Source organism: Xanthomonas sp. WHRI 10207, from assembly GCF_040202975.1.
Classification (GTDB): domain Bacteria; phylum Pseudomonadota; class Gammaproteobacteria; order Xanthomonadales; family Xanthomonadaceae; genus Xanthomonas.
Genome location: NZ_JBEGDX010000001.1, coordinates 623204 through 638173 on the forward strand (window position 1 = coordinate 623204; position 14970 = coordinate 638173).

Here is a 14970-nt window from a genome sequence, read left to right on the forward strand (position 1 = left end):
GCACAGCGCAGCGTGGCCGCATGCGTTGTCGCAGGCCGCCAGTGCGTTGCCTGGCCGCCTGCGCGTGCTGCGATCATGCAGCCAGGTTGTGCCGCCGCAGTCTGGCTTCGAACACCACGTCGCCGGCTTCGTTGCGCGCCTGCAGCGTGCCGCCGTGCGCCTTGACGAACTGATCGGCGATGAACAATCCCAGGCCCAGTCCCTGGCTGGCATGGAAGCTGGCCTTGAATGGTTCGAACAAGCGCGGCATCAGGCTGTCGGGGATGTGCCCGGTGTTGCGGACCGACAGCCGCAGCACGTCGCGCTCGCGGCCGTCCAGATGCACCTGCACCGGATGACTGCCGCCATGCAGCACCGCGTTGCCGACCAGGTTGGACACCACCTGCGCCAGCCGATCGCCGTCGCCGTCGCCGTCCAGGTCGCCTTCGGTGCGCAGGTCGATGGTGGTGAGCGGGTTGGCCTGCGCCACCTCGCCGACCACGCTGTGCGCCACTTCGCCCAGATTGCAGGGGCCGAACTGCATCGACAGCCCGTCGGTGCGCAGGCGCGAGAAATCCAACAATTGTTCGACCATGCGCGCCATGCGCCGCGCGCTGGTTTCCAGATGTCCGAGCGTGCGTGCGGCCGAGCCGTCGCCATCCACGTCCAGGCTCAGTTTGTCCGCACACAACAGGATCACCGACAGCGGCGTGCGCAGATCGTGGGTGAGCACCGCCATCATGGTTTCGTTGAGCGTGAGCGCGCGTTCCAACGAGGCATTGCGCGCCTTGAGCAGCCGGCGCTGTTGGTACAACTCGATAAACACATTGACCTTGCTCAGGATCACGTGGGGCTCGATGGGCTTGTGCAAAAAATCCACTGCACCGCTTTCGTAGCCCTGGAACGCGCGCATCGGATCGTTTGGCGAGGCGGTCAGGAAGATGATCGGGACATGCCGGGTCCGCTGCGAGCCGCGCATCAGTTCTGCGAGCGAAAAGCCGTCCATTTCCGGCATCTGCACGTCGAGCAGGGCCAACGCCACATCGTGTTCGAGCAGCAGCTCCAGCGCTTGCGCGCCGGAGGATGCGCACAGCACCTGGATGCCATCGCGCTGCAGAAGCGCTTCCATCGCCACCAGATTTTGCGGCACATCGTCCACGATCAGGAGCTTGGCGGGTTCGTCGCCGTGCGCAGCAAGGCCGGTCGTGGTGAGATTCATGGGTGAAAGACTTCCAGTCGGTTGCAGATCGCCTGCAGGGTCAGCACCGCATCGGCACCGGCGTGGGCAAGGGCAGAGGCGGGCATCAGCGGAGACGCGGCATCATCGGGCAGCTGGATCCAGGCGGTGCCGCCTGCTGCGCGCACTGCGGCCACGCCGGCACTGCCATCGCTGCTGGCGCCGGTGAGCAGGATCGCCAACAGACGCTCGGCAAACACGTCCGCAGCCGATTCGAACAAGGGGTCGATCGCCGGCCGCGAGAACAGCACCGGCGCATCCATCGACAGGGCCAGGCTGTCGCGGGTTTCCACCAGCAGGTGATAGTCGGGCGGGGCAATGGTCACGGTGCCGGCGCGCAATGGCTGCTTGTCGTCCGCCTCGCGCACCGGGAGCGCGCAACGCGCGTCCATCAGCTCGGCCAAATGGCTGGTGCGGTCGCGCGGCAGATGCAGCACCACCAGCACCGGCATCGGCAGATCGGCGGGCAGGTGGGACAACAGCGCCTGCAGCGCCATCACACCACCGGCGGAGGTGCCGATCACGATGGCGTCGAACTGCCGGTGCGCAGGCGTGCTGCTCATGCGGCCTTCCGATACAGGCGTTGTTCGCGTGCGCAGGTTTCAAAGGCCTGCGCATGTGCGCCGAATTGCAGCGATTCCTTGCTGCCCAGGCCCAGAAAACCGCGGTGCACCAGCGCGTCGAAGAACAGGCCCACGGCACGGTCCTGCAGGCCGCGGTTGAAATAGATCAGCACATTGCGGCACGACACCAGATGCACTTCGGAGAACACCGTATCGGTGGCCAGGCTGTGATCGGCGAACACGATATTGCGCTTCAAGCGGCGGTCGAACACCGCACCGTCGTAGGCAGTGGTGTAGTAGTCCGACAACGACCCACGGCCGCCGGCATCTAGATAGTTGCGGCTGAACTGTGCGATGCGATCGATGCCATACGCGCCGGCTTCGGCCATGTTCAACGCTTCGGGATTGATGTCGGTAGCGTAGATGACGGCCTTTTCCAGCAAGCCTTCTTCGTGCAGCAGGATCGCCAGCGACCAGACCTCTTCGCCGGTGCTGCAGCCGGCCACCCACAACTTGATCGACGGATAGGTGCGCAACACCGGTACCGCATGCTCGCGCAACACGCGAAAGTACGCCGGGTCGCGAAACATCTCCGACACCTGCACGGTGAAGAACTGCATCGCCTGCGCAAACGTTTCCGGTTCGTGCAGCAGCCGATGCTGCAGATCGGCCACGCGGGCGCACTCGAAACGCGCCATGGCATGGCGCATGCGCCGCCGTAACGACGACACCGCGTAATCGCGAAAATCGTAGTGATAGCGCTGGTATACCGCTTCCAGCAGCACCCGCAACTCCAGATCGAACAGTTCAACCGGCGTCATTGCCGCGAGCACCAGACCCGGCACAGCGACACCAGCTTGTCCACGTCGATGGGCTTGGCGATGTAGTCGTTGGCACCGGCTTCCAGGCAGCGTTCGCGGTCGTCGGCCATGGCCTTGGCGGTCAGCGCGATGATGGGCAGATCCTGCCACTGGCGATTGGCGCGGATCTCGCGCATCGCAGTGATGCCATCCATCTCCGGCATCATGATGTCCATCAGTACCAGGTCCACCTCACGCTCGGCCAGGCGTTCCAGCGCTTCGCGGCCATTGCGTGCGATCTCCAGGGTCACGCCCAGCGGTTCGAGCACGCTGGACAGCGCAAAGATGTTGCGTACGTCGTCTTCGGCCAGCAGCACGGTGGCGCCATCGAGCACCGCATCGCGGCGACGTGCTTCGCGCAGCAAGCGTTGCTGGTCGCTGGGCAGCGAGGCTTCCACGCTGTGCAGGAACAAGGTCACTTCGTCGAGCAGGCGTTCGGGCGAGCGCACGCCCTTGATGATGATGCTCTTGGAATACCGGCGCAGGCGCTGTTCTTCGTCGCGGGTGAGCGCACGGCCGGTGTAGACGATCACTGGCGGGAATGCCACCGCGTCGTTGCCGGCCATGCGTTCGAGCAGGTCGTAGCCGCTGCCATCGGGCAAAGTGAGATCGGTGACCATGCAGTCGAAGGTGGAGCCAGCCAACTGCGCCATCGCCTCGGCGATGCTGCCCACCGCAACGATGTCCAATTGGTCGCGCGCCAGCAGCAACTGCAGGTTTTCGCGCAAGGCGCTGTCGTCTTCGACGATAAGCAGGCGACGCACCGCACGCGCGTTGGTGTCTTCCAGTTGACGGATCGCACCGGCCAGCAACTCGCGCGTTGCCGGCTTGATCAGATAGCCCACCGCGCCCAGTTCCAGTGCGATCTGGCTGCGTTCCAGTGCAGACACCACGTGCACCGGGATGTGACGGGTGGCGGGATCGCGCTTGAGGCGTTCGAGCACGCTCAGGCCGGAGGCATCCGGCAAGCCGATGTCGAGCAGGATGCCGCTGGGGCGCAACTCGGCGGCCAGTCTCAGCGCTTCTTCGGCGCTGGGGGCGACCACACAATCGAAGTCCAGCTCGTGCGCCAGGTCCACCAGGGCCTGCGCAAAGCGGGTATCGTCTTCCACCGCCAGGATCAGCCGGCCGGGACGGGTGCGCTGATCGCGGTCGTCCTGTGCGCGTTGCTGTGGCGCCGCGTTGGGCGCAGGAATCGGCAGCGGTACTGCAGCGGAGACAACCCCGGGGTGCTCGCCAGGCCGCGGTGTCATCGTCATGCCAGTGTGGTGACGCGATAGCGCGGGCGCGTTGATTGCACCCGATGTCGATGTCGATGTCGATGTCGATGTCGGGGTCGATGTCGCTTCGGCGGCGCGCATCGCTTCTGCCGGTGCACCGTCGGTCGGCAATTCCAGGGTGAAGCAACTGCCGCGTCCGGGTTCGCTGTCCACGCTGATGCTGCCGCCCATGCGTTGTGCCAGGTCGCGCGAGATCGACAAGCCCAGGCCGGTGCCGCCATAGCGACGCCGTGTGCTGCCATCGGCCTGACGGAACGCTTCGAAGATCACATCGGTCTGTTCGCGTGCGATGCCGATGCCGGTGTCGTCGACCTTGAACAGCACCCGTCCCGGCGCGCTCGCCTGGATCGACAGACTGACCGTGCCGCGTTCGGTGAACTTGATCGCGTTGGCCAGCAGGTTCTTGAGGATCTGCTGCAGACGCTGGTTGTCGACCACCAGCTGCGTCGGTGCGTCGGCCTCGGTGCCGATTTCCAGGGTCAGGCCCTTCTGTCGCGCCAGCGGTTCAAAGGTGTCGCGCAGTCGCTGCAGCACCGAGCTGGTGGCGATGGTGTCGTCGGTCAGTTCCACGTGACCGGCTTCGATCTTGGACAGGTCCAGGATGTCGTTGATCAGCGCCAGCAGATCGTTGTTGGACGACAGAATCGCCTGCGCGTACTTCACTTGGTCGGCGCTGAGCGTGCCGTCCTTGTTGTCGGCGAGCAGCTTGGCCAGGATCAGCGCGCTGTTGAGCGGAGTGCGCAGCTCGTGCGACATGTTGGCCAGAAATTCCGACTTGTAGCGCGAGGCGGTGGCCAGTTCGTTGCCATTGCGCACCAGCTGGCCTTGCGCGACCAACAGCGCCTGCTTCTGCGCTTCCAGCGCCTGGGTACGTTCTTCCAGCTGGACGTTGGTTTGTTCCAGCTCTGCCTGCTGCTGTTCCAGATCGCTTTGCGATTGCTGCAGGCTACGGCTTTGTTCTTCCAGTTCTTCGTTGGCCACGCGCAGTTCTTCCTGCTGCGTCTGCAGTTCCTCGCTCTGCCGCTGGGTTTCTTCCAGTAGGGCCATCAACTGCGCGCGCAGCAGCGCGGTGCGCAGCGCCAGGCCGATGTTTTCACCGCAACGTGCCAGCAATTCTTGCTCGCGCGATCCGGATGTCTGCACGTCGGTGACCCGACCGAGTTCCAGCAGACCAATTACCCGGCCATCGGCAGTCACCGGGGCCAGCAGCAATTCCTGGCAGGCGCTCTGGCCCAGGCCGGAGGCAATCTGCAGATGCCCGGCATCCACGCCGCGCACGCGGCGCACAGTGCCACGCTGCAACACCTCACCCCATTGGCCGGCATTGCTGGGCAGCGTCTTGGGCATGTCGACCGGCAGCGCCGCGCCGCCGGTGAGCCGCAGGCGCTCGCCTTCGATGCGGTACAGCGCGCCGACCTGTGCGCCCAAGGTGTCGCACAGCGCGCGCAGCGCGGCATCGGCCAAGTCTTCAGGGCTTTGATCGCCGCGCAGGCTGGCTTCGACCGTGTTTTCGGCCTGTTGCAGCCACAACGCCAATTCGGCCTGACGACGTGCGCGGATCGCCTGCGTCACCACCAACGCCATCGCCAGAAACGAGACGCCGCCAATGCTGCGGTTGATCGATGAGAAGCTCGAATTGGTGCTGGGCGGCGCCAGATGAAAACCGATCGCCAGTAGCACGCACGACAGCACGCCCACTACCAGCGGCGCCTGCGGGCGGTTCTGAAAGACCGTCACGCCGACCGCCACGAAGTAGGTCAGCCACACCGCATACCCCAGCGGCGTGACCAACTCCACGCTCAACGTGCCAGCCATCAAGGCCGCCGCGATGACCCAGATCCAGCGGTCGCGTGTGGTCGAGATGTTCTGCATGAGGCGCGCGCACCAAACTGAGAGGGCGGTCATGGTAGCCGATAACTTTCACGCGCCAATCGCCGGGTTTTTGACGCTTTTCCAGCCGAGTTGGCTTGCACGCAACCTTCACGGCAACGTCATTATGGTCGCGCGCTTTTCTGGGGGAACATCGCGCGATGGAGACGGAAACCGCCATCGACAACGCAGGGCCGCTGTCGCACGACAGCCGGCAATGCCAGCTGTTGGTGCAAAGCGTCTCCGATTACGCGATCTATATGCTCGACACCGGCGGCTATGTGCGCAGCTGGAATCCCGGCGGTGAGCGCATCAAGGGCTACACCGCTGCTGACGTGCTTGGTTCGCATTTTTCGCGTTTTTATCTGCCCGAAGATGTGCAGCGCGACGAGCCCATGCAGAACCTGGACATTGCCAAGCGGCAGGGGCGTCTTGCTGCTGAAGGGTGGCGCGTACGCAAGGACGGCAGCCGCTTCTGGGCCAGCGTGGTAATCGAACCGGTACTGGAGTTCGGCGTGCTGGTGGGATTTGCCAAGATCACCCGCGATGTCACCGACCGCCATGACGCGCAACGTTTATTGCAGCAGGCGCAGCACGCGCTGTTGCATTCGCAGAAAGTCGAGGCACTGGGTCGGTTGACGCTGGGCATGGCGCACGACTTCAACAATCTGCTGACGGTGATGGTGACCAGCCTGGATCTGATCGCGCTGCGTGCCGGCGACGATGCGCGCACGCGCATGCTGGTGGAAGCGGCGCAGACCGCGGTGGATCGCGGCACCTTGCTGACACGCCAGCTGCTCGCCTTCGCACGTGGGCAGCGCCTGGTTCCGGAGCGGCATACCGCCAACGCGGTGGTGACGCGCACGCTCGAACTATTGCGCCGCGCCTGCCCGACCGCGGTAACACTCTCGCTGGACTTCGCCGATGCGTTGCCCGATGTATGCGTGGACCCCGGCCAACTGGAAGCGGCGCTGCTCAATCTGGTGTTCAATAGTTGCGACGCGATGTCGGCCGGTGGCGCCATCACCGTGATCACCGCCGCGCAGCAGCGCGTTGCACCATCGGCGCCGCAGGGCGCAACGCGCAGTTACGTCAGCGTCGCAGTGCGCGACAATGGCCCCGGCATGTCGGCACAGGTGGCGCAGTGCGCCAGCGAGCCGTTTTTCACCACCAAGGATGTCGGCAAAGGCTCCGGCCTGGGATTGAGCCAGGTGTATGGTTTTGCGTCCCAATCCGGTGGCTTCGTCGATCTGGAGACCGCACCTGGGTGCGGCACCACCGTCACCCTGTTTCTCCCGGCCATCGAGGAGGCCGAGCATGACTGAACCCCTGCGTCTGTTGATGGTGGAAGACCAAGAAGAGTTGCGCGAGTTGATCGGCGAGGCATTGCGCGATGCAGGCATCACCGTCGACACCGCCGACGATGCCCAGGACGCCTTGCGCATGCTGCGCGACAGCGGCCCTTACGACGTGGTGTTCAGCGATATCCGCATGCCCAACGGCATGTCAGGGATCGAATTGAGCGAGCAGGTGGCGCAGCTGTTGCCGCAGGCACGCGTCATCCTGGCCTCGGGGTTTGCGAAAGCGCAGCTGCCGCCGCTGCCGGCTGGGGTCGACTTCCTGCCCAAGCCTTATCGCCTGCGTCAGCTCATCGACATGTTGAAGGGCGTTGCGGCCAACGCCTGAGCGCTGGCCGCAGATTTGCATCCGCTGCGGCGTCAACGGCTCTGGTAGTAGACCTTGTCGATGGCGATCTCCACCGGCGCGCCCGGCGGTTCGGCCACCAGCATGAAAGGCTGTTTGACCGCTTGCAGATCCAGGTCGTAGAAGGCACTGAATGGAATGCTCACTTCGTGCCAGGCGCCATCGCGCACCAGGCCGTACTGGTTGCCGCCGGCCGCAAAATCCACCCAGCTGTCGCCGAAGCTGGTGTTGATGCCGATCTTGAATGTCGATGCGGTGGTGGTCTTTACCTGCAGCTTCAGCGCGCCGCCGGCGTAGGCAGCCAGATTGCGGTAATCGCTCTGGATTCCCAGTCCATACCAGGCCCCCGCGTTGGCGCGATACGCCATGACGTTGGCCCCTTCAAATGGCGCCTGCGCGATCGGGGTGAGGTTGTTCCAGAGATACAGTTCGGCATCCTGGCCGAAGGTCAATCGCGCGCTGGTATCGGCCTGGTCGGTGAACACACCGAAGCGTCCGGCCGGCATGGCGTGTTGGCTGCCCACATACAATTGCGAATCGGGGTTTTGATACAGACGGATGTAATCGATCTCCATCTTGCCCGGCAGCGGTGCGGTCACCGCGGCCGGTGAGGTCACCCCGGTGTAGGTGCCACCCACCGCCAGATTGAGCAGCAGATACTGCTGCTGATGGAACTCGTGCAGCGAGGCACCTTCGATATTGGAAATCGCAAATTCGAAGTACTGCTGCCCGTCGATCGAGATGCGGATGAACTGCGGGTCCCAGGTCATGCGGTACACATGGAAATCGGTGTGCAGATTCACCGGGCTGGTGTAGCTGGTGTCGTAGTCGGCCTGCGCGCCGTTGTAGTCCCAATGCACGGCCGCACCGATACGGCGATTGGCGGTGCCGTTGGCGATCGCCGCAGCCATGCCGGCTTCCATTAGATCGATTTCGCCACGCCCGGGCCACACGCCGATGGTGCCCAGCATCCAGTACGCCGGCCACAGCCCATTGCCGACCACCGGCGTCTTGATGCGCGCTTCGAGCGTGCCGTAGGTGAAATGCATGCGGCCTTCGGTCTTGAGCCGTGCCGAGGTGAAGGGCATGCCGCCAAACGCTTCGCGGCGCGCTTCGATCACCAGCCGGCCGTTTTCGATGCGCGCGTTGTCGGGGCGACTGGTGTAGTACTGCATCTCGCCATTGCCCCAACCGCACAAGCTGATCTGACACCCGTTGCCGACGTCGTACGTCCACTTGGTGCCGTCGATCGATGGACCGTTGAAGTTGTCTTCCCACACCAGGGTCTGCGCTTGCGTGCAGGGGGCCAGTGCGATGCCCAGCAAAACAGCGAACTGCATGGTGACGCTGCGTACGACGCTCATGCGCCTCTCCGATGATGGACCCGGGTCCGTGGAGAAACGACGCTGCGCAGCGCCTGGTTCAGAGTCAAAGCAATTGTTCGGCGTGTTTCCGTTCCGTGGTGTTCATTCCGGAATAATCAATCATTGGTATGACGACGGTCGCAAACGTCGGCTGCCGTATGTTGCGCGGCAGCAGCCTGATGCGATCGCGCATGCTCGGGGTATTTCACTGCCGCGCAGCGGCCGGCATGCGCGAGCCAGTCACACCTCAAATGTGTCGAAGACGCATGGAAGCGCTTGCAGCATGGCGGTGCCATCTACGCCGTCCGCGCGCAGGCACGGCCATGCGGATGCGCCTGTCGATCACCAGCGTTGCACGTGCAGGCGTTCGTCACTGCCCCGCATGCACGGTCCACGCAACCAGGCGGCTTACCAGCGGCCGCACCACCAGTACGCAGCAAAACGCGGTGGGCATCGCAATGCGGTAGGCATCCAGCACGCGCCATCCGAATCCCGGCGTCAGCCCGGTATTGGCGCCGGTGATCACGACGCACATCAGCAACGCCATGATCGCGGCCATGTAAAACGCAAACACGAATGGCGTGGCGCGTACTCCGAGCTTCCAACGTGAGCGTGCCAGTGCGGAGGAGGGTGGGGATGACGACATAGGGGGGGCCTCGCTTGCCGCGAACCAGCGGCATGGCGCAACTCTAGGGCGAGCGTCGCAGCTCGGGTAGATCGCGTAACCTTGCGGCTTACGTAAGAGAATCTTACGAATCGCTCGGAAATACTTGCTCCATTAATGAATATTCTTCAGTCGATTCGCAGTTTCGTATGCACCGTGGATGCCGGCAGCATTGCCGGTGGAGCCAAATTGCTGGGCGTCAGCGCCGCCGCGGTCAGCCAGAACATCGCGCGGCTCGAACAGCACCTGGGCGTGCGCTTGCTGCACCGGACCACCCGCAGCCTGGCGTTGACCGAACGCGGTGCGCTGTATTTCGAACAGGTGCGGCAACTGGAGCGCGACCTGGAGCGTGCGCGGCAACTGGTGGCCGGCCCTCAGCAGGCGCTGGCGGGACGACTGCGCGTGGCCAGCACCGCCGCGTTCGCACGCCATGTGCTCGCACCGATGCTGCCTGCGCTGCGTCAGCAGTCTCCGCAGTTGGAGATCGAACTGCTGTGCACCGACCGTGTGGTGCAGCACGCGCAGGAGAGCGTGGATGTCAGTTTGCGTATCGAAGCGCAGCTGGAAGATGGACTGGTGGCACGGCCCATTGCGGATGTGCCGTTCGTGGTATGCGCGGCGCCCGAGTATCTGGCCCGCTGCGGCACCCCCAAGCACCCGGACGAGCTCAAATATCACGACTGTCTATTGCTGCGCTACCCGGTGGACGGGCGCTTTTTGCGTTGGAACTTCGTGCGCGACGGCGTGCGGTTTCAGCCGCAACTCGGCCAGGCGATGGTCAGCGACGATGTCGACGCGCTGGCCACCATGGCCGTCGCTGGCGGCGGCATCACCCGCCTGGCCGCCTTCGTGGTGCAGCCCTACCTGCAGCGCGGTCAACTGCAAGCGTTGTTTGTGCCCGATGGCAGCGACGCGACGCAGGCCGCCGTCGAGCCATTGCGTCTATTTCTTTGCGTGGCCGACCGCCGCGACTTCACTCCGAAAGTGCGCGCTTTCATGGCGCACGTACTGGAACGCTTGCCCCTAGAGTGGCGCGTTGCTGAGCCGGATCCGCTACCGGCATCGGCGCCTACATCGGTCTAGATCGGCCAATCAAGCGCAGCGACCGGCCACGCGAGTGTGGGGGGGCGGCGTACGCACCCTGACGTGCGCACGTGACATGCTGATTTCCAGCAACTGCCTGGCTTGCATGGTGGTCGCGCACTCGTTTTGTTGCGCGCTCTTGAAGCGATAACCCCTCGATAGCTGGTTTACTGCAGCTCGAGCATCACTACCGAGTGCGCAGGCAGCGCCACCGTCAACACCTTCGCTTGCAAACGGGCGCCGTTGAATGGCTTCGGTTCGACGACGCGCGGCTGCGCAAAAGTGTTGTGGGCAGTGATCGCCGGAGCGGTCAGAATCTTCCCGTCGACGCGGCGTGCAGACAGCCCTTGCACGTCTACGCTGACACTTGCCGCGGCAGTGGCATCCAGGTTGGTCAGCGCGACATACACATGCCCATCCTTCGCCTTGACTGCCGAGCCATGCACCGCCGGCACATGCGCGTCGCCGTGGCGGTACTCCGGTGTCTGCAGCTGCAGCGGCAGGTGCGTGGCGTCCTGGTAGGGCTTGTACAGCGCAAACACGTGGTAGGTGGGCGTCAGTACCATCTTGTCGCCATCGGTGAGGATCATCGCCTGCAACACGTTGACCATCTGCGCGATGTTGGCCATGCGCACGCGCTCGGCATGCATGCTGAAGATATCGATGTTCAGCGACGCAACCAGCGCATCGCGCAGGCTGTTTTGTTGATGCAGAAATCCCGGATTCGCATCGGGCAGACCTGCGTACCAGGTGCCCCATTCGTCGACCACCAGCGCGACTTTCTTGACCGGGTCGTACTTGTCCATGATCGCGCTGTGCTTGGTGATCAGCTCGTCCATCACCAGCGTGCGCGACAGTGTGTCGATCCAGGCGCGCTCGTCGAAGTCGGTCGATGAGGCGCGCGGGGGCCAGCCGCCGGGCACGGTGTAGTAATGCAGGCTCAGGCCGTCCATCAGCGTGCCGGCCTGGCGCATCATCACCTCGGTCCAGTGGTAGTCGTCGTTATTGGGGCCGGGCGCGATCTTGAGCAGCGGCTGATTGGCCGGTGCCTTGACGAAGGTCTGGTAGCGCCGATAGACGTCGGCCGCGTATTCCACCCGCATATTGCCGCCGCATCCCCACAGCTCGTTGCCCACACCGAAGTAGGGCACCTTCCATGGCGCATCGCGGCCGTTGGCGCGGCGCTCGTTGGCCAGGCTGGAGCGTGTGGGCGCGGTCATGTATTCGGTCCACTGCGCAATCTCGTCCGGCGCCGCATTGCCCACGTTGCCGGCGATATAGGCCTGGGTGCCGAGCAGTTCGGTGAAGTCCATGAACTCGTGGGTGCCGAACCGATTCGATTCCTCCACGCCGCCCCAATGCGTATTGACGCGGATCGGGCGTTTGGCCGGGTTACCCACGCCATCGCGCCAATGGTATTCGTCGGCAAAGCAGCCGCCCGGCCAGCGGATGTTCGGCACCGCAATGGCCTTCAACGCGGCGAGCACGTCGTTGCGGTATCCGCGCGTATTGGCAATCGGGGAGTCTTCGCCCACCCACACGCCGCCGTAGATGCCCGTACCCAGATGCTCGGCAAACTGACCAAAGAGCTGCCGCGAGACCTGTGCGCCCGGTTGGTCCGCACGCAGCGTCCCGGTCACTTTGACCTCGGCCGCCGACACGCTGCAGACGGCGGTCGCCAGGGCGGCCGCAACGACGGTCTGCGCCAGTCGTTTGCATGAAGTCCGCAACGTGAGGGAAATCCACTGCATCGGCTGTGCGCTCCTGTGTTGGTCGTCGGGTTGGTCACGCGCTGCCGTAGGAGCGGCGCTGCCTTAGCGTAGTGCGTGGCGCGGCCGGTTGTCGTGCTGCAGCGCGAGCGCCGCAGGCGAGCACGGCCGCGGACACCGATCTGCGGCTGCGGCTGCGGCTGCGCGTGCCGCACGTGGAGATGTGCGCAAGGGCATGGTCGTCAGATGCGCGACACCGCTATGCTCGCCAGCTTCCATCAGTGGCGGGGCGATTCATGCAGCGAGTGTTCGGGCAGTTGCCAGACGGTGTCGAGGTCCACGCGCTTACCCTGCGCAGCGATGCCGGGCTGGAGGCCGAGGTGCTGACGTATGGCGGCATCCTGCACGCGCTGCGGCTGACCACTGCGCACGGCGTGGTGCCGTTGCTGCTGGCCTTGCCGGATCTGCCTGCCTACGCGGCCGATGGCGACAGCCTCAATATCCTGGTGGGCCGCTTCGGCAACCGCATCGCCGGGGCGCGTTACACATTGGATGGCGTCACCCACACGCTGGCGGCCAACGAAGGGCGCAACCAGCTGCATGGCGGCCTGCGCGGGTTCGGTCGACGCGTGTGGAGCGTGCTGGAGCAGACCTCGGATCAGGTGTTGCTGGGTTACGACTCGCCCGATGGCGAAGAAGGCTACCCCGGCAATCTGCAGGTGCGTGCGCGTCTGGCGCTGCACGAGCGCAGCCTGCAGCTGGACTTCGAAGCGCATTGCGATGCCGCCACGCCGTTAAACCTGACCCATCACCCGTACTTCAATCTGTCGGGCGACCCGCAGACGCGTGCGGCTTCACAGGTGTTGCGGGTGCCTGCCGACCGCTATCTGCCGGTGGATGCCGAGTCGATCCCGACCGGCGAGATCGCCTCGGTCGCGGGTACGCCCTTCGATTTCCGCACGCCTGCCGCGCTGGCCGACCGCATCGACCCCGCGCATCCGCAGGTGGTGCTCGGCAAGGGCTACGACCAGTGCCTGGTGTTGGCAGACGGTGCGGACCGCGTGGCCGAGCTGTACTCGCCGCACAGTGGCGTGGCGCTGCGCATCAGCAGCGACGCACCGGCAGTGCAGCTCTACGAAGGGCAGCATCTGGACGCCCATCATCCCGGCCTGGGCCGCGGCGTCTGCCTGGAGCCGCAGGACTACCCGGACGCGCCCAATCACGCCAACTTCCCTTCCACGATCCTGCGCCCTGGCGAGACCTACCGCCGCCGTATCGTCTATCGCTTCGCCAGCCCCGGCCGGGACCAGCCGTGGGATGTGGTCAGTGCGGCGCTGGATGCGTGAGCGGCGGCGTCAGGGGAAGGGAAGGCGATAGGCCTGCGCGGCCGCTGCTGGAAACAGGCGTTGCTGCGTCTGGTCACCGCGCAAGCATGGAGTGCGCTCGTGAGCTGGGCGCAAGCAACGCGGCGACATCGGCAGGCGTGCACTGCAAATCGATCCACACAGCAGTCAGGTCAGCCTGACTGTTGATAAACGCCGCAGTGGCAAGCCAGTTCCAGGCCTGCGTTCTGAAGCGCATCGCCCGCGTATTCGCGCAGACGACTGATCATTGTTTCGTTGGCACCAACATGCAGTGACCCACGTCGTAACACCTCCGGCATGCGTCCCGCCCAGATGACGTGCAAGACCGTTGCACGCCCACCGCCATCAACGCGGCCCCAGCACCAGCTCGATCACGAACTTGCTGCCGAAGAACGACAGCACCAGCAGCGCCATCGCAGTCAACGTCCAATGCACCGCCTTGCTGCCGCGCCAGCCATTGCGCCAGCGGCCGATCAACAGCGCGCCGAACACGATCCACGACAGGATGCTGAGCACGGTCTTGTGCAACAGCCGCTGCGCCAGGAAGTCCTGCACGAACAGCAGCCCGGTCAGCAGGGTCAGGCTCAGCAACACGAAGCCGACCGTGATCGTGCGGAACAACAAGGTTTCCAGCTCGGTCAACGGCGGTAGCGCTCGCAGCCAGGTGTGGAAGTCGCGCCGCCGCAGCGCACGCTCCTGCAGCCACAGCATGATCGCCAGCAGCGCGGCGATGCCCAGGGTGGCGTAGGCCAGCAAAGCCATCCAGGCGTGCAACTCCAGCCGCCAGCCCAGGTCCGCGCTCGGTTCGTGGCCGTAGGCGTGATAACTGGCCAGCAGGATCGCCGACAGCGGAAACACCACCACGCCCACCGCCGCCATCCGCCCGCGGCCGCCGAACACCGCCGTTAGCGCGGCCATGCCCAGGCCACACAGCGACAGCGCCGCAAAGAAATGCATGTCCGGCCCGCCTGCTGTGCGGAACGCCACCAGCACGTGATACCCCGCGTGCAGCGCAACTGCGGCAAGTGCCGGTGCCAGCCAGCGCGCAGGGGCCTGGTTGCCATCGCGCAGCACCGCCTGGGTGAGCAGCGCCGCGGCCAGCAGATACAAGGCGAACGCGATGAGAACGATTGTCATCGTGGAAGTTTCGCATATTGGCGGCGGGGAGTCGGGATTGATGATTCGGGAACCGGGAACCGGGAACCGGGAATCGGGAATCGGGAATCGGGAATCGGGAATCGGGAATCGGGAATCGGGAATCGGGAATCGGGAAAGCAGGTTGCGAGCTGCGGGG

General features: G+C 64.7%; 12 protein-coding genes. 4 read left to right on the forward strand and 8 right to left on the reverse strand.

Annotated features, from left to right (window positions below; genetic code table 11):
• Window positions 1-73: 73 nt before the first annotated feature.
• Genes ABQU90_RS02805 through ABQU90_RS02820 form a run of 4 tightly spaced genes read right to left on the reverse strand, consistent with a single transcriptional unit; the run spans window position 74 to window position 5791 of the window.
• The gene (locus tag ABQU90_RS02805; RefSeq protein WP_323521857.1) at window positions 74-1198 is read right to left on the reverse strand and encodes a hybrid sensor histidine kinase/response regulator; all 1125 of its coding nucleotides are present in this window, start codon (window positions 1196-1198) and stop codon (window positions 74-76) included.
• Complete coding sequence (locus tag ABQU90_RS02810) at window positions 1195-1779, reverse strand: chemotaxis protein CheB (RefSeq protein WP_323521859.1); 585 nt, start codon at window positions 1777-1779, stop codon at window positions 1195-1197. The genes ABQU90_RS02805 and ABQU90_RS02810 overlap by 4 nt, the downstream gene beginning before the upstream one ends.
• Window positions 1776-2624 (reverse strand): CheR family methyltransferase, encoded by an 849-nt coding sequence (locus ABQU90_RS02815; protein ID WP_193552536.1) that lies wholly within the window; start codon window positions 2622-2624, stop codon window positions 1776-1778. The genes ABQU90_RS02810 and ABQU90_RS02815 overlap by 4 nt, the downstream gene beginning before the upstream one ends.
• Window positions 2597-5791: a response regulator gene (locus tag ABQU90_RS02820; protein WP_323521860.1), complete on the reverse strand. Its 3195-nt coding sequence runs from the start codon at window positions 5789-5791 to the stop codon at window positions 2597-2599. Before ABQU90_RS02820 ends, ABQU90_RS02815 begins: the two co-directional genes overlap by 28 nt.
• Window positions 5792-5949: 158 nt before the next feature.
• Between ABQU90_RS02820 and ABQU90_RS02825 the strand changes: the two genes are divergently transcribed.
• Window positions 5950-7113 (forward strand): PAS domain-containing hybrid sensor histidine kinase/response regulator family protein, encoded by a 1164-nt coding sequence (locus ABQU90_RS02825; RefSeq protein WP_323521861.1) that lies wholly within the window; start codon window positions 5950-5952, stop codon window positions 7111-7113.
• The gene (locus tag ABQU90_RS02830; protein ID WP_323521862.1) at window positions 7106-7474 is read left to right on the forward strand and encodes a response regulator; all 369 of its coding nucleotides are present in this window, start codon (window positions 7106-7108) and stop codon (window positions 7472-7474) included. Before ABQU90_RS02825 ends, ABQU90_RS02830 begins: the two co-directional genes overlap by 8 nt.
• A 32-nt stretch (window positions 7475-7506) precedes the next feature.
• On the opposite strand, the gene ABQU90_RS02835 is transcribed toward ABQU90_RS02830, so the two are convergent.
• Window positions 7507-8856 (reverse strand): glycoside hydrolase family 16 protein, encoded by a 1350-nt coding sequence (locus ABQU90_RS02835; RefSeq protein WP_323521864.1) that lies wholly within the window; start codon window positions 8854-8856, stop codon window positions 7507-7509.
• Between the two features lie 370 nt (window positions 8857-9226).
• Window positions 9227-9502 (reverse strand): DUF2798 domain-containing protein, encoded by a 276-nt coding sequence (locus ABQU90_RS02840; RefSeq protein ID WP_055845463.1) that lies wholly within the window; start codon window positions 9500-9502, stop codon window positions 9227-9229.
• Between the two features lie 135 nt (window positions 9503-9637).
• Here ABQU90_RS02840 and ABQU90_RS02845 point away from each other — a divergent pair, with 135 nt between their 5' ends.
• Window positions 9638-10603 (forward strand): LysR family transcriptional regulator, encoded by a 966-nt coding sequence (locus ABQU90_RS02845; RefSeq protein WP_323521865.1) that lies wholly within the window; start codon window positions 9638-9640, stop codon window positions 10601-10603.
• Between the two features lie 167 nt (window positions 10604-10770).
• On the opposite strand, the gene ABQU90_RS02850 is transcribed toward ABQU90_RS02845, so the two are convergent.
• The gene (locus tag ABQU90_RS02850) at window positions 10771-12354 is read right to left on the reverse strand and encodes an alpha-N-arabinofuranosidase (RefSeq protein ID WP_323521867.1); all 1584 of its coding nucleotides are present in this window, start codon (window positions 12352-12354) and stop codon (window positions 10771-10773) included.
• A 254-nt stretch (window positions 12355-12608) separates the two neighbouring features.
• On the opposite strand from ABQU90_RS02850, the gene ABQU90_RS02855 reads away from it, so the two are divergent.
• Window positions 12609-13658, forward strand: a complete 1050-nt coding sequence (locus ABQU90_RS02855) for an aldose epimerase family protein (RefSeq protein WP_323521869.1) — start codon at window positions 12609-12611, stop codon at window positions 13656-13658.
• Between the two features lie 363 nt (window positions 13659-14021).
• On the opposite strand, the gene ABQU90_RS02860 is transcribed toward ABQU90_RS02855, so the two are convergent.
• A complete protein-coding gene (locus tag ABQU90_RS02860) occupies window positions 14022-14813 on the reverse strand; it encodes a cytochrome C assembly family protein (RefSeq protein ID WP_055845453.1) in 792 nt (263 codons plus the stop codon).
• Window positions 14814-14970: the final 157 nt, after the last annotated feature.

What these genes read in the sequence shown, in the direction of transcription:
- ABQU90_RS02805 (WP_323521857.1), bottom strand. Translation starts at nt 1,198, where the DNA reads ATGAATCTCACCACGACCGGCCTTGCTGCGCACGGCGACGAACCCGCC.
- ABQU90_RS02835 (WP_323521864.1), bottom strand. Translation starts at nt 8,856, where the DNA reads ATGAGCGTCGTACGCAGCGTCACCATGCAGTTCGCTGTTTTGCTGGGC.
- ABQU90_RS02840 (WP_055845463.1), bottom strand. Translation starts at nt 9,502, where the DNA reads ATGTCGTCATCCCCACCCTCCTCCGCACTGGCACGCTCACGTTGGAAG.
- ABQU90_RS02845 (WP_323521865.1), top strand. Translation starts at nt 9,638, where the DNA reads ATGAATATTCTTCAGTCGATTCGCAGTTTCGTATGCACCGTGGATGCC.
- ABQU90_RS02830 (WP_323521862.1), top strand. Translation starts at nt 7,106, where the DNA reads ATGACTGAACCCCTGCGTCTGTTGATGGTGGAAGACCAAGAAGAGTTG.
- ABQU90_RS02860 (WP_055845453.1), bottom strand. Translation starts at nt 14,813, where the DNA reads ATGACAATCGTTCTCATCGCGTTCGCCTTGTATCTGCTGGCCGCGGCG.
- ABQU90_RS02810 (WP_323521859.1), bottom strand. Translation starts at nt 1,779, where the DNA reads ATGAGCAGCACGCCTGCGCACCGGCAGTTCGACGCCATCGTGATCGGC.
- ABQU90_RS02855 (WP_323521869.1), top strand. Translation starts at nt 12,609, where the DNA reads ATGCAGCGAGTGTTCGGGCAGTTGCCAGACGGTGTCGAGGTCCACGCG.
- ABQU90_RS02820 (WP_323521860.1), bottom strand. Translation starts at nt 5,791, where the DNA reads ATGCAGAACATCTCGACCACACGCGACCGCTGGATCTGGGTCATCGCG.
- ABQU90_RS02850 (WP_323521867.1), bottom strand. Translation starts at nt 12,354, where the DNA reads ATGCAGTGGATTTCCCTCACGTTGCGGACTTCATGCAAACGACTGGCG.
- ABQU90_RS02825 (WP_323521861.1), top strand. Translation starts at nt 5,950, where the DNA reads ATGGAGACGGAAACCGCCATCGACAACGCAGGGCCGCTGTCGCACGAC.